This is a genomic window from Bacillus massilinigeriensis, assembly GCF_900117315.1.
GTDB lineage: Bacteria > Bacillota > Bacilli > Bacillales > Cytobacillaceae > Bacillus_BE > Bacillus_BE massilionigeriensis.
In genome coordinates this window covers 3,058,342-3,083,254 of the sequence record NZ_LT630337.1, presented here as the reverse complement: position 1 = coordinate 3,083,254, position 24,913 = coordinate 3,058,342, and the positions used below count along the sequence as shown (strand labels likewise).

23 protein-coding genes are annotated in these 24,913 nt (G+C 36.4%); 20 read left to right on the top strand and 3 right to left on the bottom strand.

All coding sequences use genetic code 11. The features are described 5' to 3' along the window. Positions 1–43: 43 nt before the first annotated feature. Positions 44–1,885 carry an Ig-like domain-containing protein gene (locus tag BQ6100_RS15400; RefSeq protein ID WP_075982468.1) on the top strand — a complete coding sequence of 614 codons (1,842 nt, stop codon included), beginning with the start codon at positions 44–46 and terminating at the stop codon, positions 1,883–1,885. A gap of 135 nt (positions 1,886–2,020) precedes the next feature. Here the strand turns inward: BQ6100_RS15400 and BQ6100_RS15395 are convergent, their stop codons facing one another. The 3 genes from BQ6100_RS15395 to BQ6100_RS15385 are packed head-to-tail and all read right to left on the bottom strand — an operon-like array spanning position 2,021 to position 4,881. Then, entirely contained in the window at positions 2,021–3,769 is a 1,749-nt protein-coding gene (locus BQ6100_RS15395) for a hypothetical protein (protein WP_075982467.1), read from the bottom strand. Positions 3,770–3,781: 12 nt separating this feature from the next. Next, positions 3,782–4,423, bottom strand: a complete 642-nt coding sequence (locus BQ6100_RS15390) for a pilus assembly FimT family protein (protein WP_075982466.1) — start codon at positions 4,421–4,423, stop codon at positions 3,782–3,784. Continuing rightward, on the bottom strand, positions 4,420–4,881 hold the full coding sequence (locus tag BQ6100_RS15385; protein ID WP_075982465.1) for a type IV pilus modification PilV family protein: 462 nt from the start codon (positions 4,879–4,881) through the stop codon (positions 4,420–4,422). Before BQ6100_RS15385 ends, BQ6100_RS15390 begins: the two co-directional genes overlap by 4 nt. Before the next feature lie 138 nt (positions 4,882–5,019). Here BQ6100_RS15385 and BQ6100_RS15380 point away from each other — a divergent pair, with 138 nt between their 5' ends. The 19 genes from BQ6100_RS15380 to minD all read left to right on the top strand — a co-directional run bounded on the left by BQ6100_RS15380 (position 5,020) and on the right by minD (position 24,825). Further along, positions 5,020–7,212: a ring-infected erythrocyte surface antigen domain-containing protein gene (locus tag BQ6100_RS15380; protein WP_075982464.1), complete on the top strand. Its 2,193-nt coding sequence runs from the start codon at positions 5,020–5,022 to the stop codon at positions 7,210–7,212. 76 nt (positions 7,213–7,288) lie between these two features. After that, positions 7,289–8,068: a PRC-barrel domain-containing protein gene (locus BQ6100_RS15375; protein ID WP_075982463.1), complete on the top strand. Its 780-nt coding sequence runs from the start codon at positions 7,289–7,291 to the stop codon at positions 8,066–8,068. Positions 8,069–8,088: 20 nt separating this feature from the next. Continuing rightward, entirely contained in the window at positions 8,089–9,378 is a 1,290-nt protein-coding gene (locus BQ6100_RS15370) for a G5 domain-containing protein (protein ID WP_159433163.1), read from the top strand. Positions 9,379–9,427: 49 nt separating this feature from the next. Next, the gene (locus BQ6100_RS15365; protein WP_075982461.1) at positions 9,428–11,089 is read left to right on the top strand and encodes a GspE/PulE family protein; all 1,662 of its coding nucleotides are present in this window, start codon (positions 9,428–9,430) and stop codon (positions 11,087–11,089) included. Between the two features lie 12 nt (positions 11,090–11,101). Beyond that, a complete protein-coding gene (locus tag BQ6100_RS15360) occupies positions 11,102–12,142 on the top strand; it encodes a type IV pilus twitching motility protein PilT (protein WP_075982460.1) in 1,041 nt (346 codons plus the stop codon). Between the two features lies 1 nt (position 12,143). Continuing rightward, positions 12,144–13,349 (top strand): type II secretion system F family protein, encoded by a 1,206-nt coding sequence (locus tag BQ6100_RS15355; RefSeq protein WP_075982459.1) that lies wholly within the window; start codon positions 12,144–12,146, stop codon positions 13,347–13,349. A 118-nt stretch (positions 13,350–13,467) separates the two neighbouring features. Beyond that, positions 13,468–13,923, top strand: a complete 456-nt coding sequence (locus BQ6100_RS15350; protein WP_075982458.1) for a type II secretion system protein — start codon at positions 13,468–13,470, stop codon at positions 13,921–13,923. Continuing rightward, positions 13,923–14,687, top strand: a complete 765-nt coding sequence (locus tag BQ6100_RS15345) for a prepilin peptidase (RefSeq protein WP_173719857.1) — start codon at positions 13,923–13,925, stop codon at positions 14,685–14,687. Before BQ6100_RS15350 ends, BQ6100_RS15345 begins: the two co-directional genes overlap by 1 nt. A gap of 240 nt (positions 14,688–14,927) precedes the next feature. After that, positions 14,928–15,920: a type IV pilus biogenesis protein PilM gene (pilM, locus tag BQ6100_RS15340; protein ID WP_075982457.1), complete on the top strand. Its 993-nt coding sequence runs from the start codon at positions 14,928–14,930 to the stop codon at positions 15,918–15,920. Beyond that, complete coding sequence (locus BQ6100_RS15335) at positions 15,921–16,580, top strand: hypothetical protein (RefSeq protein ID WP_075982456.1); 660 nt, start codon at positions 15,921–15,923, stop codon at positions 16,578–16,580. Beyond that, on the top strand, positions 16,577–17,650 hold the full coding sequence (locus tag BQ6100_RS15330) for a LysM peptidoglycan-binding domain-containing protein (RefSeq protein WP_075982455.1): 1,074 nt from the start codon (positions 16,577–16,579) through the stop codon (positions 17,648–17,650). Before BQ6100_RS15335 ends, BQ6100_RS15330 begins: the two co-directional genes overlap by 4 nt. Before the next feature lie 144 nt (positions 17,651–17,794). Then, the gene (locus BQ6100_RS15325; RefSeq protein WP_075982454.1) at positions 17,795–18,877 is read left to right on the top strand and encodes an SPOR domain-containing protein; all 1,083 of its coding nucleotides are present in this window, start codon (positions 17,795–17,797) and stop codon (positions 18,875–18,877) included. A 245-nt stretch (positions 18,878–19,122) separates the two neighbouring features. Beyond that, a complete protein-coding gene (locus BQ6100_RS15320) occupies positions 19,123–19,698 on the top strand; it encodes a Maf family protein (protein WP_075982453.1) in 576 nt (191 codons plus the stop codon). Between the two features lie 50 nt (positions 19,699–19,748). Next, positions 19,749–20,444, top strand: a complete 696-nt coding sequence (gene radC, locus BQ6100_RS15315) for a RadC family protein (protein WP_390622415.1) — start codon at positions 19,749–19,751, stop codon at positions 20,442–20,444. Positions 20,445–20,592: 148 nt separating this feature from the next. After that, positions 20,593–21,615 (top strand): rod shape-determining protein, encoded by a 1,023-nt coding sequence (locus tag BQ6100_RS15310; RefSeq protein WP_075982451.1) that lies wholly within the window; start codon positions 20,593–20,595, stop codon positions 21,613–21,615. Positions 21,616–21,725: 110 nt separating this feature from the next. Continuing rightward, positions 21,726–22,607: a rod shape-determining protein MreC gene (gene mreC, locus BQ6100_RS15305; RefSeq protein ID WP_075982450.1), complete on the top strand. Its 882-nt coding sequence runs from the start codon at positions 21,726–21,728 to the stop codon at positions 22,605–22,607. After that, positions 22,604–23,116, top strand: a complete 513-nt coding sequence (gene mreD, locus BQ6100_RS15300) for a rod shape-determining protein MreD (protein WP_075982449.1) — start codon at positions 22,604–22,606, stop codon at positions 23,114–23,116. The genes mreC and mreD overlap by 4 nt, the downstream gene beginning before the upstream one ends. Positions 23,117–23,339: 223 nt before the next feature. Continuing rightward, positions 23,340–24,020 carry a septum site-determining protein MinC gene (gene minC / locus BQ6100_RS15295; protein ID WP_075982448.1) on the top strand — a complete coding sequence of 227 codons (681 nt, stop codon included), beginning with the start codon at positions 23,340–23,342 and terminating at the stop codon, positions 24,018–24,020. A 1-nt stretch (position 24,021) separates the two neighbouring features. Beyond that, on the top strand, positions 24,022–24,825 hold the full coding sequence (gene minD / locus BQ6100_RS15290) for a septum site-determining protein MinD (protein ID WP_075982447.1): 804 nt from the start codon (positions 24,022–24,024) through the stop codon (positions 24,823–24,825). Positions 24,826–24,913: the final 88 nt, after the last annotated feature.

Sequence of the window (24,913 nt, the reverse complement as noted above, 5' to 3'; positions counted from 1 at the left end):
CATATGTAATTTAGAAAATAGTCAAATCGAGGTGGTAAGTTCAATGCGGAAAATAATCTATATAGTAGTTTCACTGTTATTAGTTTTAACTGGATGCGGATTTTGGTCTGGTGACAAGAATAATGTAAAATTGAGCGATTTAGTAGACTTATCACGCGATATTGAACCTAATACTGAATTGTATGAACAAGGGACACCTTTAACTATAAATTATTGGGTCAACCCAAAGGATAGCTATGAATCAGATATAGTAGTCTCACAATGGAATTTAAGACCGTTTGCAGTAACAGAGAGTTACTTAGAAGGAAAGCAGAATCAAAATGTTTTGCTATATGAAGGTCCTCAGACAAATGATCAAAATGTGGATATCATCAATTTCTCTAAAAGAAATGATTCACCAACCCTATTTGAAAATATTTTATGGGGTTATTGGGAATCAATATCTATATCAGATTTAAACTCGACTAGTGATCGCTTTTATTTGGTTAAGGGAGAAAAGACCGGTAAAGTGGATGCTGGATTAGCGGCTCTAGCGCTTACAGGTGATGATTTTATTTTACCTGTTGTTAAAGACTTATCAAGTAAAAAGAAAAAACCTGTTTATACGAAATTTGCGAGATTTGGAAGAGTTACCTTGAATGATTTAAATAAGTATGATAGTCAAAAGAAATGCTTTGATCCAAGTGTTAAGCCAAAATTTTATGCGAAGTTTTTAGGCTTTTATGAAGGAAGAGGCAGCAATAATCAAAATTTAAAAACTGCAGAATTAAATTTCGAAGAAACCTTCCCTCAAGACTTTGAAATAAAAGCATCAGACATAGAAGGTTTGTCTAATGTTAGTATTCAAAATAATAAAGTAAGTGGTAAATTAAGCATCAAATATAAAGAAGAAAACGGTGACGCTAAAGCAGAAAATGGTAGTTATCGCTTCTCTATTACATTAACTCCTAAAAAAATTGGAGATTATAATTTAAATAATAGTGCCGTTAAGGTTGATAATCAGGATATTAAAGATACTATGACATTTAATCCTTTGTCTATATCAGTTAAGGATATCCAAGTAAATGTAACTGATCAGGTTTCTATTAATCTAGGAGAATCGAAAAAAATAAATGTTGAATATGTTGGTTCTCAAGATATAGTGGAAGAAACCGTTTGGCAGTCTAGTGATCCAACGATTGCAAGTGTAGATAACCAAGGAAATGTAACTGCAAGTGGTACAAAACCTGGTAATGTAACGATTACTTTAACAGTTAAGCATGCTTTTGGTGAAATTACTAAGGAAATTCAGGTTCATGTTATTAAACTTGCAGAAAGTATAAATGCTAATCCCGATAATATTAAGCTAAGAGTGGGACAAGAATACCCACTAGATAAAATAAACGTGATTGTTGGTCCTAATGATGCTACCTATAAAGATTATGAATGGGATGATACGTCGGATTCTTATATTTACTTTAGTGAGGATCACAAATCGATAGTAGGAACAAATCCTGGTGAGACGAAACTGATTGTTCGACCAAAACATCCAAAGGATGGAAATGTATTTAAAGAAATTACTGTATTAGTTTACGCTCCTTTAGATAGTATTTACTTTAATCCTATTACAATGACTAAAGGAGAAATAATTGATGTTGATGGATTAATCCAAAAAAATCCAACCATGACATTGGAACAAATTATAATTAAATCTTATAGCGTAGATAATGAATATTTGGCTGCAATCGATTCTTCTGGTGAATTAACTGCAAAACGTCTAGGAAAAGTACATGTTACGGTTACTGGGGAAAGTGAATCTGGTAAAAAGCTTGAAGCTATATTGGAAGTTGACATAGTAGAGAAAAAATCAACAGAACCACATAAAAACGATGGGGATTTATATTAAGATATAGCCCTATCCTTAAAAACCCGAATGTATAGACACTAGCGACTATTCATTCGGGTTTTGGTATGTCCTTAGTAGTTAAAAAAACCCCGGAGCAATACCGGGGTTTCATTTCATTTTAACAACTATATGCTCCTACTCAACTTTCGTTTTGGCACCTTTTTTCATTAAATCAGTCATCACATCAAGCTTATCTACCCTTGGTAGCCCCTGAACCTGATTTAAAAAGAGTCTCTTATTATTTTTAATAATTAATCGGGATGAGTTGACATCTGCAGCTCTAACACAATTCGAATCATCGTTATTATTGCTACAAGGGAGACTATTCACCTTCCCTCTGAAGGAATTTACTTCTAAATTCCCTTTTGCAAACACCCCGCCATCAACATAAATATAAGAGCCGATTGCATACACGGTCGCATCTGAAGCAGTATAAAGGTAACCATTAATTTTATCCACCCTGTTTTCGTTAATTTTTGTAGGGTCTGTTGGATCAAAAAACTTATTAAATCTGGCAATATTTAATTCTTTTTGTGCCATTAGAATAAGTTCTGATCCACTATCGGTTTTTTCAATATCAACGTCATTTACAGATGCATTCCCTAATACATACATAGTCGAATCAATGGAAAATTTCCCTTTAAAACTGATATTCCCTGTAACCAAGATATTGGCTGAAATAGACATTTGATTCGTTCCAGAGCTTTCAAAAAAGGCATTCCCATCAATGATTAACCAATTACCTTTAGATAAATTTAGATTATCCAAATCAATATAAGCATCTCCCTGATATAATACACTTTTTCCGATATCTTTAAATTGATTGAAGGAAGTTATTGTTTCAAATCCCTTTCCATTAATAGAATCTGCATTCTTTTTAATTTGACCTTTTATGAATGTAGTAAAGTCTAAAATTCGTTGATTTTCGGCTAGGGGATCCGATTTTTCTATTAAATAATCTGTAGGTATTACGGAAATGTCAAAACCTGCAGATATTAACTTTTCAAAAAAGGTATTTAAAATATCCACTTGGACAAATTGAAGTTTTTCATCTGAAACATCTGGATCATAAGGTTCAAATAAATCTACAATATTATCTACGTTTTGATCCTTCCAATTATCTTCTATCGGGCTATTATCAGAATCATAACAGGAATTTTCACAATATTTAACCTTTCCTGTTTCAACCATCAAGTTATTATTACCTTCATCAAAAAAGGAAGGCAATTCAGTTTTTACAATATAATTATTTGAGGCGTATGTGTACTTAGCTTCTTTACTTATACTTAAAGATTTATTAGCATAAATATTTCCTTGCAAATAGGCTGAACCGTTAATTGTTAATCCACCTCTCGAGCCTATTGAATACTTGAGAAAACTAGGCATAGCTGTGATATAAACAAGTTGAGTATAATATTTGCCAGGAGCATATTCTGATGAAACCTCTAAGACTCGAGAATAATCTTCGAATTCACTGATGTTGTACAATTTTTCGCCGGGTTTGTCAGGATTATCAATAAAAGAGATATTAGTTATCTCATATCTTTTCTCATCTTCGTCATTCTCAATATTGGCTTTTGTAGGGTTCGAACAAATTGCTTCATTATCTGAACTTTTACACTCAATAAAACTATTTAATTTTTGACTATATTCCCGAATATCCTCTTTAGGATCAAAATTCTTATCAACATATGAACGAATAACAGCTACTCCCTCATTAACCTTCTTAATCGCTTCTAAATTATCAACTACCTCATTTTCTCTTACTTCAGTCCGTTTTGCACCACCGATGCTAGTAGAAATGATGGAAAGCCCCAAAACAGAAAAAATAAAAACCATAAGCATAACAACTAATAGGGTCGAGCCCTTTTCATTCTTTAACATAGTATCCCTCCATTAGTATCCAAAGGAACTTTTTAATAACATCGGCTTCGTTTTTAAAAAACTACTTCTGTTTTGGTTTTCATCTCCAATGGCGATAATTAACTTAATGGTCCCATGATTACATTTGGCTTCATTTTTGTTAGAACGACAGCTGTATATATCTAAATTAATAGAAGAACTTTCTCCATCAATCGTTGTCAAAATGGATGAATCATTAGAAATTTCTATTTCATCCCCTTCAGACAAATCGTTTACATTGTCGGCATTTTTTAAATTATCTACCCTTAAATTTTTTATATAAAATTTATTATCTTTTAAATATATTAAAATGATTTTATCAAGTTTGATGTTATCCTCAATAACATATCGCTCAACTGTTTTTTCTTTGTATCTTACAAGCTTTACCCCTTTTACTCCAGCATTTTCAAAGTTTTCAACAAAGCTTGGTGAATTTTCATAGAATTGATTTAAAATCATCGTGGCAATATAATCTGCATCATCCCGCAATTGACCTTCTATTCCTATTTTTTGATAGAGTTTTATACCGGTAGTAAAGGTACTATAAATAACGGTTGATACAATCGCAGTGATGACCAGGGTTAATAAAACTTCAATTAATGTAAGACCTCTATTGTTATGAAGAAATTTTATCATTTTTTTATCAAACCCTTTACACTAACAGACTGATCATTCCATTCTACCTTGACAGTCACATCTGTTAAATAATCGTCTAGCTCCGTGCCTCTTTTAGATAGTTTGACAGTAGGAATAAACACTTGATTATTAATAGTAGTGGAGAAAATGCCATTACAGGCGGTGCTATCTTTAAAAATTGAATTATTGCAGTCAGAAACATCCAAATCTACAGATGGACTATTTGATTCAGTAATAAATTTCTCTACCTCCTCATAGTCCAACTCTTCTATATAATAAAGCACATTCCTAGCCACATTAATTCCAACCGTTTTATCTTCATTCCTTTTCGTATAGCTATAGGCATTATTAAAGAAAGATAGGAAAGAAGTCACGACTATTCCTAATATAGTGAGGGAAACTAATACTTCAATGAGTGTAAGTCCGCGATTGTTTTTCAAAAATTTCCACATAATCATAACTTCACCTTCTTTCAAAAAGGATAAGTTTATTATACAATAATTATTAGTCGATAAATGTCTAATAAAGTAGAAATAAATATGGTAAAAATGGCCTGACCCACTTCTATAAAAAATATATAAAAAAGGGGTGATTAAGTGGAGAGTATGATTATAGCACTAGTATCATTAATCATTCTAGTACCAATTATCTACTTCTTGCCTCTTGGGTTAAAAGTGAGCGGAAAAATGATCCTAATTGTCATTTCTTTTTGCATTGCAAGCATTGGTATCTTGGCAAAGAACACTTTCCCATTATGGCAAACCGGCCTGCTTATTTTGCTGTTGGTATTATTAGTTGCTTATATTTTGGATAAACGGCTAGGAAAAGTCATTTATTTAACCAATCAAGAACAAAGCAATAAAGAGTGGAATAAAAACGAATTTCTACCTTCTGCAAATAATGATGAAGCTAGTAATGACGAATTAAACATACCAAATGGAATTCAAGATGATATTCATTTGGATGAATTGGACAAAATTGACGAAATATCAGTAATCAATTCTGAAGAAGCTGATAGTGCTCAGAAAAAAGAGGATGAATATCTAGAAGAAATTATTTTCGATGACGAGGGATTAGCTCCTTTTTCACATTCTGTTGATGAAAAAACAGAGGAACCTGTTAATACTGATACTATAGCAGAAGCAGAAAAAATTGTCGAAGAAGTACCATTAGATAAAATCGACGATGATTTATCCTCTCTACTTGAACGAGAAGAGATAGAAGAATTTAAAAAGATTGACCAAGAAAGTGAAGACCTTGTCATTAGCAATGAAGAAGAGCATTATATGTCAGAAATCGAAAAACTATTAGAAGAAAATGATGACCTGACAGATATGAGCTTTGATGAAATAAATCAACCAGAGGGTGAAGAGGTAGGACTTGATACGGCGAGTGAAAATCTTGATGCTCAGCTTGATGGAAATGAGTTAGAACTAGAATCCGACGATTACGAGGACCCAGTTCATACCATCGATGATAGTCTATATGAAGATTTGTTTAAAGATGATTTGGTTGAATCAATGGCGGAGAAGGAAGTGGCTATTGCTGAGGCTGAAATTAATGAGACAAATGAAGAAGAGCTTCAACCAGAAATTGCAGAATTGGAATGGCAGGAAGATGTTACAGATAGCCTTGTAGCTGTGGAAGAGTATAATCTTAACTGGGAAGATGACGAAATTGCCCCAATTAAGATTGAGGATAAGAAGGATGCTTCTGAAGAGCCTATTGATGAGATAACAGAAGAGGTATTAGAGATAGAGGAAAATCTATTAAATGAAGGAACTATCGAAGAGGAAGCAAATCCGGAAAAAGCTCAATTAAATGAGGAGCTCATTGAAGAGATTCTGTTACCTGAGGAAACTCAATTAAATGAAGATATCATTGAAGAGAACCCGTTATCAGAAAAAGCTCAAGCTAATGACGATAACATTGAAGAGAGTCTCTTACCAGAAGAAGCTCCATTAAATGAAGACTCCATAGAAGAGGATCTGTTACCAGAAACAGACCAGCTAGATGATACTTTAATTGAAGAGACTATGGTACCAAATGGGGTACAAAATAATGATGATTTCATCGTAGAGAAAATAGACCTAGAGGAAGCTCCACTGGTTGAAGGTAAGATAGAAGAGAAAATCTTAAATGGAATTGATAATCTTGACCTGGATACCTTCGAGGCAGCTTCTTTAAATGAAGATTTTAATACAGACTCAGAAGAACTAATCGAGTCGTTATTATTTGATAAGGAAGAAGAAGTACTTGACTTACCATTGGATGTATTGGAAGTCGCGGCAGACAATGAGCTAATGGTAGATGAAGAATTAGAAATGGATGAGATGGAAGAACATACTCTTCCTTCAAAAGAAGAACAAACAGATATAGATTTTGAGGAGCAAGATGTACTGGATATAGAAGATTTCAACATCTCTCCTGAAAAAATGGAACAATCTAATGCTGAAGAGGAGATAGAAGCTGAAGCTTCTAAGTATGAACAAAAAACTACCCTACAAGAACAGATTTTCCATACGATGGTCTCGCAAATTCATCTTATGCGCAAACAGATGAGGCCGGCGGAGTATGAGAAACTAATCCAAGATCATATGCATCCTGCGTTACCGCTACAGGAATATTACACTTTTGCCAGCTTACTGATTGAACAATATATTCGGTCTCATGAACTGGAAAAACTAAAAGTGTTATTAGATGAACTTAAAGAAAGATTCAAGGACTATCCAATCATACAATTGGAAATTCTATATTTATATGGACAATATTATGAAAATACACTATAAATTACATTGGGCATGTTAAAATGAAAATCATATATAATAGTTTAGTAACTAATAGATTAGGTGTGGTGAAAAATTCATGAAGAAAAGTACTCAAATAAGTGGATTGCCGATTATCAGTATCGCAGACGGTAATCAAGTAGGTAAAGTAAAATCATTAGTTATAAATCCAGATAAAGGCTCAGTTGATTTTTTAACCATTGAGCATGAAGATTTTCAAGTAAGTGTAAAGGCCATTCCCTTTAAAAAAGTTGTAGGGATTGGAGAATATGCTGTAACCGTTGATAGCGAGAGCGCAGTAATTGATTTAAACGAAATTCCAATTGCAAATCAGCTTGTAAATAAAAAGATCAAAATCACCAATACAAGAGTCATGACTAGAAAAGGAGAGCTCATCGGAGAAGTTGTCGAGTATTTTGTTGACCAAGATACTGGGCACATCCTTGGTATGCAGTTAAAAGTGGCTGACAAAGAGGTTGCTCTTTCCACAGATTTAGTCGTAACCTTTGGTAAAGATATTATCATTGTTAAGGAAGAATCAACCTCCCATTTTCTAAATTCTGTTGAAGAACTTGAAGAAAATGGACAAGTAGAGGCTGCAACCTCTCAAGCAGATGCATTAATTGAGGAAATTCCTGCGGTACCTACAGAGCAATCCCTTGAGGATTTAGAAGTACTTGCACTGAAGGAAAAACAAATTGAGCTATTAAATGGTAAACGTGTAACAAAAGATATTGTGGATAATGAAGGAAACATTCTTATCTCTGAAGGAACCGTTCTAACTTCAAATGATATTGAAAAAGCTCAAGAAGCGGGTCCAAGCATTGTAGTTGAGTTATCCATGAATGTTGAAGCTTAACATAAAGGAGGCTCATGGATGTGAGAAATCAGCAAGTAATTAAGCTGTTTCTTGTACTAATTGTATGTACTTTTTATATTTACGGTTTCTCACAATACGGTGTCCAAGCATATGATGCGTTATGGAACAAAAACAGCTCTTTTGATGAAGGGACATTTATTGGATCTATCGATGTATCAGGAAAAACAAAGAATGAAGCGGTTCAAATCGTGAAGCAGCAGGTTGAAAAATGGCAAAGCGAGACAGAATTCAAAATCCATTTTAAAGAAAAAACAGACTCTTTCGATACAAGTATGATTTCATTCCAAATTGAGAATTCTGTCAACCAGGCGAAGCAAGGCCAAAAAAATAGCCTAATCGCAGAAATCGATACATTTGAGTCATTTCTATCGAGTATTTCGCCCGTTTTGTCTAATACGGTTTATGATTTTGAAAAGGTAAAGTCAGAAATCCTTGCAAAGGCTAGACAACTGCAAACAGGCAAGTATGATCTACAGCTAGGAGATTTCTTAATTGATCCTCAATTTGAGAAGGACCATGTTATCTCAGAAGTAACGATACAATCGAAAATTACAGAAAATGACTATAATCTGCTGGCTAGCGAGATGTCAGAAATAGAACTGAAACCGATGACTCAATTTTCACTACTTGGTAAGCTAGACGAATTAGAGATAAAGCAGGTTTCTAAACATGCTTTAAATCTTCTTGCAACAGGAATTTACCAGGTGATACTACCAACTAATTTTTCCATTATCGAAAGACAAATAAGTAAAGAGCTTCCTAATTACGCGGAGCTAGGATATGAAGCGAAAGCAGACGTAGACAGAAATATGGATTTAGTATTTTCTAATCCAAACGAAGCCACTTATGTAATAAAAGTAGAATGGAAGAAAAATAGTGTTAAAGTTTCCCTTTTAGGTTCAAGCTTTTTAAACCAATATCAAATAAAAACAAAGGGAAAACAAACCTTTAAGCCAAAAACGATCGTACAGTTTAATCCTCAACTGACTCCATTGCAGAAAATAGTGGAAGAAGAGGGGAAAGAAGGACTTCTAATCAAGGTCATTCGCGAAACTTATGATGAAAATGGGCAGCTTTTAAAAACTGAAGAGATTTCAGAGGATTTTTATGCACCGATTCATCGAGTTGAAGTCCAGGGACTAATTGTGGAAGAAGGCAATTCCTCCGAGAATGAGGAACAAGCAACGGACGATTCAGATGAAGAGACAAATACAGATACAGAAACCGATTCTGGTGACTCGGATGAAAGTGAACCACCGATTACCGAGGATCCAAATGCTCAAGGGTGAGCTATTTAAGTAGGTTGAAAAATCACCAATAAAGCGGGGTTAAAGAAAAATGAAACAAACCCGAAAACGTCTTGGAGATTTACTTGTTGAAGCTGGTCTTATTACTGAAGATCAGCTTCAAGCTACATTAAAAGAGAAAACGGCAGGTCAAAAGCTCGGGGACGCATTATTACAAAGAGGATATATTACGGAGCAACAGTTAATCGAAGTACTAGAATTCCAGCTTGGTATTCCACATATTAGCTTATACCGCTATCCTTTTGATTCGAAATTATTTAACTTGATTCCTAAGGAGACGGCAAAAAGAAATCTATTAATTCCACTATCGATTGATGGGGACAAGCTTTTTGTAGCAATGGCTGACCCGATGGACTTCTTTGCAATCGACGACCTGCGCCTGTCAACCGGCTTCCAAATTGAAACAGCAATTGCGACGAAGGATGACATCTTACGGGCAATTAATAAGTATTATGACATCGACGAGGGCTTCGAAGAATTAGTGGGCAATCCGAATGAAATTGAAAATGAAAAGGAAGAGAAAATCAACGACCAGGATTCTCCTGTTGTTCGATTGGTGAATCAGCTCCTTTCCAATGCGGTTGCGATGAAGGCAAGTGATATTCACGTGGACCCGCAGGAAACAAAGGTTGTCATTCGGTATCGTGTCGATGGGATTCTGAGAACGGAAAGAGTGCTTCCTAAGCATATGCAGGGCTTATTAACAGCTCGAATTAAAATAATGTCAAATCTTGATATTACTGAGCACCGGGTACCACAGGATGGTAGAATCAAGATCAACCTAGATTTTCATCCAATCGATCTTCGAATTTCAACGCTTCCTACCATCTATGGAGAGAAGATTGTCATGCGCATTCTTGATTTGGGTAGCAATTTAAATGATATTAATAAATTGGGCTTTAACAAGCTGAACTTAAAGCGGTTTGAAGAGATGATTAACAAACCTACAGGAATTGTCCTGATAACAGGGCCTACTGGTTCAGGGAAGTCATCCACGTTATATGCAGCTTTAAATCGGTTGAATAGTGAAGAGGTAAATCTAATCACCATCGAGGACCCTGTGGAATATCAGCTTGAAGGGGTTAACCAGATTCAGGTTAATTCGAATATTGGGATGACCTTTGCGGCTGGTCTTCGTTCCATTCTCCGTCAGGACCCTAACATTATCATGGTTGGGGAAATTCGTGATAAGGAAACGGTCGAAGTGGCGATCCGTGCCTCCTTAACTGGGCATTTAGTTTTAAGTACGATCCATACAAACGATTCCATAGGAACAGTTACTCGGTTGCTCGATATGGGAGTGGAGCCATTTTTAATCGCATCATCATTAAGTGGTATCGTCTCCCAAAGACTTGTTCGTCGAGTTTGTCGAGATTGTGCTGAGGAACAGGCTCCAACAAAAAGGGAAATTGAAATCTTTGCCAAGCGTGGAATGAAGATTGATCGAATAGTTCGTGGGAGAGGTTGTTCTTCGTGCAACATGACTGGTTACAAAGGAAGGATTGCCATTCATGAGGTTTTAGTCATCAATGATGATATTAGAAAAGTGATTATGAATGGAGAGTCTTTTACTAAGCTTAGAGAACTAGCTGTGAAAGCGAAGACGATTTTTCTTATTGATGATGGCTTATTAAAGGTTAAGCAAGGAATCACGACAACGGAAGAAATTCTTAAGATGGCCATACCTGAGTAAGGGGTGCTAAGGATGAAGGAAATGATTGACCATTTGCTAAGAGCAGGATTCGAACTCAAGGCATCAGATATTCATTTAACTGTGGGTGTTCCTCCTATTATGAGGATCAATGGTGAGCTGAAAAGGTATGGAAAAGATATGTTGAAGCCGATGGATACGGAGGGAATGGCAAGAGCCATCATTCCTGAAAATATGTGGGAACGTTTCAAGGAAAGAGGAGAGCTAGACTTTTCCTATGGGATCCCTGGAGTTTCGCGTTTCCGTGTCAATACGTATCTTCAACGAAACTGTGTGGCGATTGCGGTAAGGGTGGTTCCGACAAGAATCCCAACCATAGAAGAGCTAGAATTGCCTGAGGTATTGAAAAAGATTATGGAGAAACCTCAAGGTCTTGTGCTCGTAACAGGGCCAACTGGAAGTGGAAAATCAACCACACTAGCCTCAATGATTCAATATATGAATCAAAATATGAGGAAGCATGTTATTACATTGGAGGACCCAATCGAATATTTGCACAAGCATGGCAATTGTATTATTGACCAGCGCGAGGTAGGCTTCGATACAAATAATTTTGCGAATGGTTTAAGAGCGGCTTTAAGACAGGACCCTGATGTAATTCTTGTGGGGGAGATGCGGGATCTGGAGACCATTCAAACGGCGATTACGGCTGCTGAAACTGGACATTTAGTATTAGGTACTTTGCATACATCTAGTGCTCCAGCAACGATTAACCGGATTATTGATGTCTTTCCACCATCCCAGCAGCCACAGGTGAGAATTCAAATTGCATCCGTGCTTGTCAGCATTATTTCACAACGATTATTTCCAACGGCTGATCATAAGGGACGTAGGGCTGCAACTGAAATCATGCTCAATAATTCAGCGATTTCGAACTTGATTCGGAATGAAAAGATTTATCAAATCGTGAATGTAATGCAAACCTCAAGGGCCATCGGAATGCACACAATAGAAACTAGCATAAAAGAGCTAGTACAGGCAGGCATCGTTTCGAAGGATGTTGTTGAACCATTTTTACAGGAGAATATGAGCTAAGATGGCACGATTTAAATATTCAGGCAGAGACCGTAAAGGGAAAAAGAATGGGGTAATAAATGCACCTTCAAAGCGTGAGGCAGTTCAAAAGCTACGTACAGACGGCATAAGAGTGATGGAGATTATCGAAGTGCCTGAGACCGTATTGACTAAAGATATTACTTTTGGTTCTCCGGTTAAGCTTGAGCATATGGTTATTTATTTACGGCAGTTTTCGACATTGCTGAAGGCTGGGGTTTCTATTGTGGATTCTACTAGTATTCTAGCGGAGCAAACAGATAGTAAGGGTCTGAAAAAGGCATTATTAAACATTGTAGAGGATTTACGAGAAGGGAAACCGTTATCAGAGGCATCTGCCAAGCATAAGAAAATCTTTTCTCCGATGTTTATCAATATGATTAGGGCTGGAGAAGCTGGCGGTAATATGGATGAAACGCTTGATCGGTTGGCTGTTCATTTTGAGAAGCAGCATAATACGAGGTCAAAGATAAAGTCAGCACTTGCTTATCCAATAGCTGTTGCGGTTTTTGCTGTCGCTGTTGTTATATTTTTGCTAGTAGCAGTTGTTCCAACTTTTGTTGATATGTTCGCAGACTTTGGAGGGGAACTACCTGCTATTACCCAATTTGTACTGGATGCGAGTCACTTTATGCAAAGGTTTTGGTGGTTAGTTGTTCTTTTAATTACTGCGTTTATTGTTATGATTGTTTCAATGCGAAATAATAAGGATACAAAATATTATCTTGATTATTTTATGCTTAGGGTACCTATATTTGGAAAGATGATGCAAAAAGCGGTATTGGCAAGGATGACAAGGACTTTAAGTTCGTTATTTACAAGTTCCGTTCCCATTTTGCAGGCTATGTCAATCGTTGAAGATGTCGTTGAGAATGAGGTTATTGCTCAGGTGCTGCAACAGTCTCATGAAGCTCTTGAAAAGGGGCAGTCTATGACCATTCCTATGAAAAAGCATTGGGCCTTTCCTCCCCTTGTTACTCAAATGATTGCTATTGGTGAGGAAACTGGATCGCTTGATGCTATGTTGGGCAAAGTGGCTGATTTCTATGAACAAGAGGTTGAAAATAGTACAGATCGATTAAAGTCATTAATTGAGCCATTAATGATTATTGTATTAGCTGGGTTAGTTGGTACAATTGTTACAGCGATTATTGTTCCGATGTTTGAAATCTTTAATCAGGTGCAATAGTAGAAAATGTATAAATATGTCGTTGAATTGCCATAGAAATCCTCTATCTTTTGGCTGATTTATTTGATAGAGTACTGTTATAATAGTAATAAATTACTAGATTAAAGGAGATGGACTCATGCTTCAAAATATTAAAAGACGATTAAAAAATCAAAAAGGATTTACTTTAGTGGAATTATTAGCTGTTATTGTAATCTTGGGAATAATTGCTGCTATAGCAATACCTAGCATCGGTGGAATAATTCAAAAATCAAAGGAAGACGCTGTAAAAGCTGATGCAATACAGATTATTAATGCAGCTAAGACATATGTTGCATCTGAAGGGATTCCTGAATCTTCTGGTACTATAGATCCAGAGAATATTGAAATGCTGGTTGAGAAAGGTAGCGTAACAGTAACTGGTATAACTGCAACATTTGATAGTGATACAAATAGGACAGTTATAACAATTACCGGTGAGGGTAAAGCTGGTAAGGAAACTATTAATTTTAAAGGTGCAACACTTGACGATATCAAGAATGATAAAGGTAAAGGATCTAGAGATATTCCAGCGTCAGCTACACCTAGTGAATAATGATTATCAATATATTATTATTTTTATATGGTTGTATTTTTGGTTCTTTTTACAATGTAATTGGCCTAAGAGTCCCCCTAAAACAATCAATCATAGCACCACGCTCATCCTGCCCAAACTGCCATCATCAGTTAGCGGCAGTTGAGCTCATCCCGGTGCTATCATATATCTTTCAAATGGGTAAATGCCGTCAATGTAAGACGCGCATTTCTCCCATTTACCCTATTGTCGAGTTGATGACAGGGCTATTGTTTGTTTCTGCACCACTTGTACTTGGATGGACATCCGAAGTTTTTGTAGCCTGGACACTCATCTCCTTGTTCATGATCATTTTTGTTTCGGATGTCAATTATATGCTAATCCCTGATAAAATATTGCTAGTGTTTGCGGGGATTTTTTTATTGGAGCGGATTTTTATACCGCTGACTCCGTGGTGGGATTCCATTCTCGGTGCAGCTGTAGGCTTTATCCTATTACTCATCATTGCTGTCGTTAGTAAGGGAGGAATGGGAGGAGGGGATATTAAGCTCTTTGCCCTGATTGGATTTGTCGTAGGGACGAAAATCTTATTATTGGCCTTTTTCCTTTCCACTTTATACGGTGCAGTCATAGGGATCATAGGGATGCTTTTTAAAGTGGTAAAAAAGGGAAAGCCCATTCCATTCGGTCCATTTATTATGGCCGGTACATTAACGGCTTATTATTTCCATTTTGAAATTGTACATGCCTATCTTCAACTACTAACGAAATCTTTTGGAATGTGAACCCCTGATTCTTTTGACCTATGTAAATTTATGTTTTTAAGAATCAGGGAATTTCCATTCTTAACAGGAAATTACGTGCCTTTTGTCGAATGTTGTAGGATAATTATAAAGGAAAAACGCATTCATGGTTGGTTAGCTGAACTAGGCATCAGTTGAATCTAAAAGAAATTCAAACTGATGGTTAGTTGAACTAGATCAATCGCTCAATCAGCAGGAAATTAAACTAAGGGGTAAAAGGTTATGGTTTTTTCTCGACTCACTCGAAAAGGTCATGTTGTGAATATCGTGATTAATGATCACTCCATTCGTTATTTAGAGCTAAAACAAATAAAACCGCCAATTGCAAGTAAATGGGGAGAGCGGTTGTTGCCCAATGGGATTATTACTAATGGGAAGATCAACGACTTTGAAATACTTTCCAATATATTAGAAGAATGCATTCACGAATGGAAGCTTCGTAATCGCCAAATCCGCTTTCTTGTTCCTGAATCATTTGTCATCATTCGTAAACTATCGATTCCAGCGGAAATAAGTGATGATGAAATCAAGGGATATTTATATTTAGAGCTAGGATCGAGCATACATCTTCCTTTTGAGGAGCCTGTTTTTGACTGTGTGGTGCTATCGGAATCAGAGGAAAAGAAGGAAATCCTATTGTTTGCTGCTCAAGAGGAAAATGTGATGGAATATGTGGATCTATTCACACACCTAAACTTGAATCCAATTGAAGCCGAAATCTCACCACTTGCTTTATATCGTTTATATCATCATATCGATCAAGCACGGAAGGATGAAGACCTACTCGTCGTTCAATTTGATTTCAATTCAGTTAACATCTGTATTTTTGAAAATACAATTCCCTTTTTCATGCATCACCTTCCCATTGAATATGACGAGAATCAGTGGGATATGAAGCTAGACCATCAGGGAAACTATGAATTAAAGTTTATCGGAAATGAGGGAAACCTCTCCTTTCAATTTGAAGACACCTATAAAGAGATTAATAGAATCATGGATTTTTATCGCTATTCCTTACATCAAGGACAAAAGCAGGTGGCAAGAATCCTATTAAATGGGGATCATCCCATGCTTGCTAAAATAAAAAAGGATTTGGAAGTCCGTTTAGATGTCCCAATCGAAACGATTTCCTATGATCAGGCAGTTCATGTTGATTACCATTTTCCTGAGACTCATTATCTTTTATTAGGGCTTGCGTTAAAAGGGGTGCAATAAATGCTAGTAGAAATCAATCTATTACCTCAAAAAGAGGAAAAAAAGAGATCCCTTTTATTAATATTAATTATTGGAATAGCCATCCTCCTTATTGGTGGATTTGCTTTATACTGGTTTAATCGAACAACGAATCAGGCCATTGAACAAATGAATGAATCCATTGTTAGTTCTGAACAAATTATTGCGACCGAGCAGCAGAAAATTGTTGAATTCGAATCATCCAATTCATTGGCTGAGTTAGAAAATACAGTTGCTTGGGCCCGGGATTATCCGATAAAGACCGTTCCAGTTATTGAAAAATTAACCTCCTACTTACCGGATAGAGGTTTTATTCAGAATTTTAAATACGAGGAAACAGGGATGATCACTTTAAGTGTACAATTTGAAACAAGCAGGGATTCAGCCTACTATTTAACGACATTACTTGAATCAAACTGGATTAGTGACGCGAAGCTAAACAAACTCGAGGCAGTCACAGCCTTTTATGATAAAAAGCTTGGGGAAGAAATGGATGAAACAAAAATAAAAAATGAGAAATATGTTCCACGCTATCAAGGAGAATACGAGATTACGTTAAACCGAAATGTCGTGAAGGAAGATATTAAGAAGAAAAGCTCGGAATCAGAAGCCTCCAATAAGAAAGGTGGGGAGGATTCATGAGTATTAGCTTGCCTAAAAATAAGCTTGTTACTGTTCTATTAGCAATTCTGATAATCGGGTCAATAGGAGCAGGTATTTATTTCCTTGCCATATCTCCTAAATTAGAAGAATTGCATCAAAAGGAGCAAGAATTAAAAACCCAAGAGCAAATCCTTTCAACCTTGCAGAATAAAATATCTGCTACGAAAACAAATACATTTGAAAGCACCGTAGCCTTGCAAAAAAGCGTTCCAGTAAAACCATTGTCTGAACAGCTTATACTCGATATTGAAAAAGCTGAGGTCGTTTCTGGTAGCTTTGTTGTGAATATGGACTTTCAAGAAGCAGACGTTGAAAAAGGGGAAGAGAGTCAAGAAAAGACTGAAGTAGGAGAAAAGGAACAGGCTCAAACAGATGAAACCGTTGGAAAATCAAAGGAAAACACCATTCCACTCCCAAATGGCGTCAAAAAGCTTACAGCCAATCTACAAATCGAATCGGCAAGCTATTTCGAATTAGAAAAGTTTCTAAGCATCCTTGAAAATTCGAGTCGTATCATTGTCATAGAATCAATCGATTTTAGTGCAAATGAGGAAATCATCTCCACAGATCAGAAGAATAAACCATTAACCTATCAAGTCACATTATCTGCATTTTTTATGCCAGGTTTAACAGACTTAATCGATCAGCTGCCGAAAATGGATGCACCTGAGCCAAGCAATAAAAAGAATCCATTTAGTGACTTTGGAGATTACGATAGTAGTAAAATTGAAAGCAACTACGATGAATCATTAACGAACCTAAATGGCGAGGATGAAAATCAAAAGGATGAAAATCAAAAGGATGAAACAGATTCCATATCTGATTCCCCTGATGATGACAAGAAGAATTCGCCAAACGAGGAAGATTCAACACAAAAAGAAGAGGTAAAGCGAGTAAAATATACAGTCAAAAAGGGCGATAATTTGACAAAAATTGCTATGGAATTCTTCAAATCCAAGGATGGCATTCAAATTATCAAAGAGGCCAATGATTTAAAGGATGACAATATCAGTGTCGGACAAGTATTAATCATTCCGCTTGAATTATAATCATTGATTCTTAATATCCCTTCAAATCTAGTAAAAAATTTGACGAAATCATTCGATAACAAGACGACAAAAGTCTTGTTATTTTTTTTATCCATTATGATAGGATGGAAAAAAACTAGAAATTTTGGTGAGGGGAGGTCAAGCATGGAAAAGAAACAAAATGAGAGAACGATTACGATAAAGATTAATGGAGATGAACAGCCTTTTAAAGAAACAATCTTCATTCATCATCAAGAGGATGATATGGAGGGAGGGAATGAGTTCCAAAGGGATACTTTAAATAATGAAATTCATCGATCTAACCAAGAGTCAGCAGTAGCAGAGGAGAGTGTTGAGGAAAGCTTTGATTGGATCTTACCTGACAAATCAATTACTGATATTAAGGAATATAAAATAAACTATTCCCCAAGTCCAAAAAAGAAGAAAAGCACAATCTATCCAAAATCATTAAAAAAACCTAGTAAAATAAACTGGAATTCATCGATCCTATTTTCTATTGCCTTCGCTATTTTACTTGGGACAAGCTTTGGACTATTAATGCTTAAATTATTAACAAATGAACATGCGTCTAATTTGAATACAAAGGTAGGGAGTAATGAAGAGGCATTAGTAAATAATGAGGGGTCTCCTATTTCTAGTACAAAAAAGGCAATTAGTTTACCCACTGTCTCGACCTTTATTATTCAAGCAGGTGTATTTTCAAATGAGGAATCTGCGAAAAATCTCCAGGAATCGATATCGAATAAAGGTGTTCCAAGTAAGATTATCACGAAGGACGGAAACTCTTTTCTATTTGTTGGCTTGGCAGATAGTTTAGAGAACGCAAAATCGCTTAGTTCAGAAATCAGAGAATTAGATATTGATGTGTATGCGAAAAAATGGAGTACAGGGGGAGAGAAAACAACTAGCTTGAATTCTGACGAGCAAAAACTAGTAAAACTAGTTCCTGACACATACAATATGCTTGTACAAGCCTATACAGTAGGTGCAATGGGAGATAACCTATCTTCTCTAGATCCTCTTACAAAACAAATGAAAAAGATTAATCAAATTTCCGAAAAAAAACTTTCAAATAAAACTGTATTAGGAATTAGCAAGGAGCTTAAGCTAGCTGGTGAAAAATTAAGTCAGTACCATTCTAGCAAGGAACAAAATTTACTATATGAGGCCCAACAGCATCTTCTATCCATCCTGTCTGGGTACCATAATTTATCACATAATGGGTAGTATCCCAGCTTTCAATAGCATTTTTTCTGCCAACAAATCATCCGCCAAAATATGACAAATATCGAATATTTTCCGGGAAATTACACAAGCTTAAGAGAGCCCATTCGATTTCATTCGACTGGCTCTTTTTTCATTGTGGAAAATATGACATTTTTTTCAATATCAAATTGTTCCTTGTCACTATTTTTGGTACGATAGTGTTGTATCTCCCTTTATTGACAAAATACTTAAGGTAAGGTGATAGTATGCAAACCCTCATTTTAGCCTCAGCGTCTCCCCGTCGAAAAGAACTTCTTGAAAATCTTCACATTCCCTTTCAGGTTTCTAGCAGTGATGTGGATGAAAGCTATGATCCCCAATTAAGCCCTCAGGAGGTAGTGATGGAGCTAGCCTCAAGGAAGGCAAAGTCTGTTGCTGAAAAGAACCAAGAAGCTTATATCATCGGATCGGACACCGTCGTTGTGATTGATGAGGAAATTTTAGGTAAACCAAAGGATAAGGATGAAGCGTTTACCATGCTTAAGCGTTTGTCCGGTAATACACACTCTGTTTATACAGGTGTAGCTATTGCTTCTTCTAAAAAAGTGATTCAATTTTATGAAAAAACGGATGTGGTGTTTTGGGAGTTAACAGATGATGAAATCAATACTTATATTGATACTAATGAACCCTTCGACAAGGCAGGTGCCTATGGAATCCAGGGCTTCGGTAGTTTGCTTGTTAAAGGAATTGTAGGGGACTATTTTACAGTTGTTGGGCTCCCCATTTCTAGAACGGTTCGAGAGCTAGTAAAGGCTGGTTTCCAATTATTCAATAAGTAGCAGCAGTTTATCCATTCGTTTCTCCCTCAACATCCATTTGATAAGGAGGAATGATATTGTCCACTGAAACATTAATGATCCGGGATTTTCCTCAGGATGAGCGGCCTAGGGAAAGATTTATTCAAAATGGTGCACAAAGCCTTTCTAATCATGAGTTACTTGCGATTTTATTAAGAACGGGGACAAAAGAAGAGTCGGTTCTCCAATTATCCAATCGATTATTAACCCAATTTGAAGGTTTAAGACTTCTAAAAGATGCCACATTAGACGAAATAACATCGATAAAAGGAATCGGAATGGCAAAAGCTATTCAAGTGTTAGCTGCAGTAGAAATCGGGAGAAGAATTTCTAACCTCACCTATCAGGATCGATATGTTATTCGCTCTCCAGAGGATGGAGCAAAATATATGATGAATGATATGAGATTTCTATCGCAGGAACATTTCGTCTGCCTCTATTTAAACACCAAAAACCAAGTGCTCCACAAGCAAACGATTTTCATTGGAAGCTTAAATGCCTCCATCGTGCACCCAAGGGAGGTTTATAAAGAAGCCATACGTCGATCCGCTGCTTCTATTATCTGCCTCCATAACCATCCCTCCGGAGATCCCGCACCGAGCCGTGAGGATATAGAGGTCACAAAACGCCTAGTAGAGTGTGGTAAAATAATAGGGATTGAATTATTAGACCATCTGATCATTGGGGAAAATAAATTTGTTAGCTTAAAGGAAAAAGGGTATTTATAACACTATGATTTTATTTGACGTTAGGCTATAATAATGGTTATGATTTTTTTAATGACAAAATAAAATCGAATAAGTTTGCAAATATTCTATCAAATAGATTCTTACTTTAAATATCTGCAACATCAAGTTTAGAAAGGGAGATACAACCATGTTTGGAATTGGGACAAGAGATCTCGGAATTGATTTAGGTACAGCAAATACACTCGTTTATGTAAAAGGAAAAGGAATTGTCGTTCGCGAACCTTCCGTTGTTGCCTTTCAAACCGACACGAAAAGTATTGTAGCTGTTGGAAATGATGCTAAGAATATGATTGGACGTACACCTGGAAATGTCGTTGCCCTTAGACCAATGAAGGATGGAGTCATTGCTGATTATGAAACGACAGCAACCATGATGAATTATTATATTAAACAGGCCATGAATAAAAAAGGTATGTTCTCAGGGAAGCCATATGTTATGGTATGTGTTCCTTCTGGTATTACAGCAGTTGAGGAGCGTGCTGTTATTGATGCGACGCGCCAAGCTGGGGCAAGAGATGCCTATACCATTGAAGAACCATTTGCTGCTGCTATTGGGGCAAATCTACCCGTTTGGGAGCCAACAGGAAGCATGGTAGTTGATATTGGCGGTGGTACGACAGAGGTAGCGATTATTTCACTTGGTGGAATTGTCACAAGTCAATCTATCCGTATTGCTGGTGATGAAATCGATGAGGCCATCATCAACTATATTCGCAAAAACTATAATCTTTTAATTGGTGACAGAACGGCTGAGACTATAAAGGTTGAAATTGGATCTGCAGGTGATCCAGAGGGAATCGATAATATGGAAATTCGCGGTCGTGATTTGCTTACTGGTCTTCCAAAAACAATCGAAATCACTGCTGAAGAAATTTCTAGAGCTCTGCATGATACGGTTTATGCCATTGTGGATGCAGTTAAGGTTACCCTTGAAAAGACTCCTCCAGAATTAGCGGCGGATATTATGGATCGCGGAATTGTGTTAACAGGCGGTGGAGCATTGCTACGTAATTTAGATAAGGTGATTAGTGAGGAAACAAAAATGCCTGTTCTTATCGCTGAAGCTCCACTAGATTGTGTTGCAATCGGAACTGGAAAGGCATTAGACCATATTCATTTATTTAAAAATAAATCAAAGGATTCCCGCTGATTTTTTTACAAGATCTGTGGGAAACGTGTAATAATTGAAGGATTTATTCTTAGATAAGCGGGAGAGCTTGAAATAATATAGATAAATAATAAATTAAGAGGTGTAAAAGAATGCCACAATTCTTTTTGAATAAACGCCTGATTATTTTGCTTGTTAGCATCATTATTCTCGTGGCATTGATTGGGTTTTCCTTAAGAGAGAAAGAAAATTTGACCTGGCCAGAACAATTTGTAAAGGATACAACTGGCTGGGTTCAAACCGTTTTTTCAAGACCAGCCCATTATGTTGCAGGCTTTTTTACAAACGTGCAAGACTTGCAAAATACATATCAAGAGAACAAAAAGTTAAAATCAAGACTTGATGAATTAGCAAAATTGGAAGCAGATGTTCAAGAGCTAAAAAAGGAAAACGATGATTTAAGAGGAATTTTAGATAAAAAGGATCATTTAAGAAGCTATGACCCAATTCAAGCAACTGTTATTGGAAGAAACCCTGATTTATGGCATGAATTGCTGATTATTAATAAGGGTAAGGTGAATGGGGTTAAGAAAAACATGGCGGTCATAACGGCTAATGGTCTCATCGGAAAGGTAAAGAGTAGTCAGCAATTTTCTTCTACAGTCCAATTGTTGAGCTCAATGGATCATACAAACCGTATTTCTGCTGTTGTTAAGGGGAAAAAGGACGCCTTCGGAATTATTAATGGATATGACGAGAAAACAGAGCTACTCCTTTTAAAGAGAATACCTTCTAAAGCAAAGGTGAAAAAGGATCAGATTGTCATTACCTCGGGGCTAGGTGGAGTTTTTCCAAAGGGATTACCGATTGGAAAAGTGGTCAGTGTGGAGCCGGATGAAAATGGTCTTACCCAAACCGCTTACGTACAACCTGGGGCAAGCTTTTATGATATCGAAAATGTGATTGTTGTAAAAAGGGAAATCACTCAGCCTGATTTTGGAGATTTGACCCAGGGTGAGGAGGAAGACCTGTGAGGAAATTCTTTCTTCCTATCATATTATCCTTCCTTTTTATCCTGGAAAGTATATTTGTTGAACTCTTTTCGAATGTGTTATCGAAAAGTGAATGGATTCTAGTTCCGCGTTTTTTAATGGTTGCTTGTATCCTACTAACGATATACGGAAGCAAAAAACAAGGAATCATATATGGATTAATATTTGGTCTTTTGTTTGACATCGTCTATACGGAAATATTAGGAATTTACTTATTTATGTTCCCAATTGTCGCATATTTAGTCTCTCAATTCATGAGGATTTTACAAGCCAATGTTTTTATTACAAGTCTAGTCACTACAATTGGAGTGGCCCTGCTTGAGCTCGGTGTCTATGAAATGAATTTTTTAATTAAAATCACAGATATGGACTTTACAACATTTGCTTATAATCGATTATTTCCTACATTAATTCTTAACCTGGCGTTTACTATTATCGTGATTTATCCTTTAAAAAGGTTTTTCGAAAAAAGTGTGGAAGAAGCAGGATAAAGATTATGTTCTCACTAAAAAGTGTTGAACAATTGAATCATATATTTGTTATCTTCCCTTAAAAATGTACAGGTGAGAAAAGAGGAAATTCGCTTTTTCTGTCGAATAATTTATTTTAGCTGTCTACAAGTAATTGTGGTCATGAGTTATTGCTTCACGATGCTGGCGCCTACTTCTTATTAAGTGGCGCTTACGCTATTCTATTGAGGTGAACATCTTGGATATGAAGAAATCACAAATTGTCGTTATAAAGGGTACAAAAGAGGGAATTTCATTACATCTAGATGACCTTTGCTCATTCGAAGAGCTTCTAAAAGAACTAGATGAAAAGTTATCGGAAAGTTCAATTTCAGCAGATGACCGTTCACTTATATCTGTTACAATAAAACTTGGAAATAGATACTTAACACCTAAGCAAGAGGAAGTATTAAAAGAAATAATCAGACAGAAAAAAAATCTTGCGGTTGGATCTATTGTTTCAAACGTGATTACAAAGGAAGAGTCAGATCGATTAAAGGCCGAAACCGAAATTGTTTCCGTTGCTAAAGTTGTTCGTTCTGGACAGGTTTTGGAGGTTGCTGGTGACCTTTTACTAATAGGAGATGTCAATCCAGGTGGAACCGTAAAGGCTGGGGGCAATATTTTTATCATGGGCGCCTTAAAAGGAATTGCACATGCAGGCTACAATGGAAATGATGAGGCCATCATTGCTGCTTCTGTGATGAAGCCTACGCAATTAAGAATTAATGAATGCATTAATCGTGCACCCGATTATTATCCGGACTCCGAAAAAAGGGAAATGGAATGTGCCTATATTAATGCAAGCGATCAGATTATGATTGATAGAATACAAGTATTATCGCAACTTAGACCGAATTTAACAAGATTGGAAGGGGGACGCTAAAGTGGGCGAAGCAATTGTTGTGACATCTGGAAAAGGCGGAGTTGGAAAAACTACAACATCTGCAAATATTGGAACAGCTTTGGCTCTTCAAGGAAAACGTGTTTGCTTAGTGGACACGGATATTGGACTTAGGAATTTAGACGTAGTAATGGGACTAGAAAATAGAATTATCTACGATTTAGTAGATGTTATTGAAGGTAGATGTAAAGTCCATCAAGCTCTTGTAAAGGATAAAAGATTTGAGGATTTATTATTTTTATTGCCGGCAGCGCAAACCTTTGATAAAACAGCAGTTAATCCAAATCAAATGAAGCTATTAATTGAGGGTCTAAAGCAAGAATATGATTATATCATTATTGACTGTCCAGCTGGAATTGAGCAAGGATATAAAAATGCTGTAGCAGGAGCAGATAGAGCAATCGTTGTTACTACTCCTGAAAAGTCCTCTGTAAGAGATGCGGACCGTGTCATTGGATTATTAGAGAAAGAAGAAAATATCGCACCACCTAAACTAGTCATTAATCGGATTCGAAATCATATGATGAAAAACGGCGACATGATGGATGTGGATGAAGTGACAGCCCATCTTTCAATCGATTTAATTGGAATCGTAGCAGATGATGATGAAGTCATTAAGGCCTCAAATCATGGTGAACCGATTGCCTTAAACCCTAATAGCAAAGCATCCATTGCCTATCGGAACATTGCTAGAAGAATCCTTGGTGAATCAGTACCACTTCAATCTCTTGAACAGGATTCACAAGGGATGTTCTCAAAACTAAAAAAATTCTTCGGAGCTAAATGAAACCAGCCTATGAAAAGGTCTGGTTTCTTTTTTTTGTTAGTCATATGATCTTTCCTTCACTCATAGACTTGTACTAAAAGTTTATAAG

Coding starts and splice junctions, on each gene's coding strand:
- BQ6100_RS15400 (WP_075982468.1), top strand. CDS start 44: ATGCGGAAAATAATCTATATAGTAGTTTCACTGTTATTAGTTTTAACT.
- BQ6100_RS15395 (WP_075982467.1), bottom strand. CDS start 3,769: ATGTTAAAGAATGAAAAGGGCTCGACCCTATTAGTTGTTATGCTTATG.
- BQ6100_RS15390 (WP_075982466.1), bottom strand. CDS start 4,423: ATGATAAAATTTCTTCATAACAATAGAGGTCTTACATTAATTGAAGTT.
- BQ6100_RS15385 (WP_075982465.1), bottom strand. CDS start 4,881: ATGATTATGTGGAAATTTTTGAAAAACAATCGCGGACTTACACTCATT.
- BQ6100_RS15375 (WP_075982463.1), top strand. CDS start 7,289: ATGAAGAAAAGTACTCAAATAAGTGGATTGCCGATTATCAGTATCGCA.
- BQ6100_RS15365 (WP_075982461.1), top strand. CDS start 9,428: ATGAAACAAACCCGAAAACGTCTTGGAGATTTACTTGTTGAAGCTGGT.
- BQ6100_RS15360 (WP_075982460.1), top strand. CDS start 11,102: ATGAAGGAAATGATTGACCATTTGCTAAGAGCAGGATTCGAACTCAAG.
- BQ6100_RS15355 (WP_075982459.1), top strand. CDS start 12,144: ATGGCACGATTTAAATATTCAGGCAGAGACCGTAAAGGGAAAAAGAAT.
- BQ6100_RS15350 (WP_075982458.1), top strand. CDS start 13,468: ATGCTTCAAAATATTAAAAGACGATTAAAAAATCAAAAAGGATTTACT.
- BQ6100_RS15345 (WP_173719857.1), top strand. CDS start 13,923: ATGATTATCAATATATTATTATTTTTATATGGTTGTATTTTTGGTTCT.
- pilM (WP_075982457.1), top strand. CDS start 14,928: ATGGTTTTTTCTCGACTCACTCGAAAAGGTCATGTTGTGAATATCGTG.
- BQ6100_RS15335 (WP_075982456.1), top strand. CDS start 15,921: ATGCTAGTAGAAATCAATCTATTACCTCAAAAAGAGGAAAAAAAGAGA.
- BQ6100_RS15330 (WP_075982455.1), top strand. CDS start 16,577: ATGAGTATTAGCTTGCCTAAAAATAAGCTTGTTACTGTTCTATTAGCA.
- BQ6100_RS15325 (WP_075982454.1), top strand. CDS start 17,795: ATGGAAAAGAAACAAAATGAGAGAACGATTACGATAAAGATTAATGGA.
- BQ6100_RS15320 (WP_075982453.1), top strand. CDS start 19,123: ATGCAAACCCTCATTTTAGCCTCAGCGTCTCCCCGTCGAAAAGAACTT.
- radC (WP_390622415.1), top strand. CDS start 19,749: ATGATATTGTCCACTGAAACATTAATGATCCGGGATTTTCCTCAGGAT.
- BQ6100_RS15310 (WP_075982451.1), top strand. CDS start 20,593: ATGTTTGGAATTGGGACAAGAGATCTCGGAATTGATTTAGGTACAGCA.
- mreC (WP_075982450.1), top strand. CDS start 21,726: ATGCCACAATTCTTTTTGAATAAACGCCTGATTATTTTGCTTGTTAGC.
- minC (WP_075982448.1), top strand. CDS start 23,340: ATGAAGAAATCACAAATTGTCGTTATAAAGGGTACAAAAGAGGGAATT.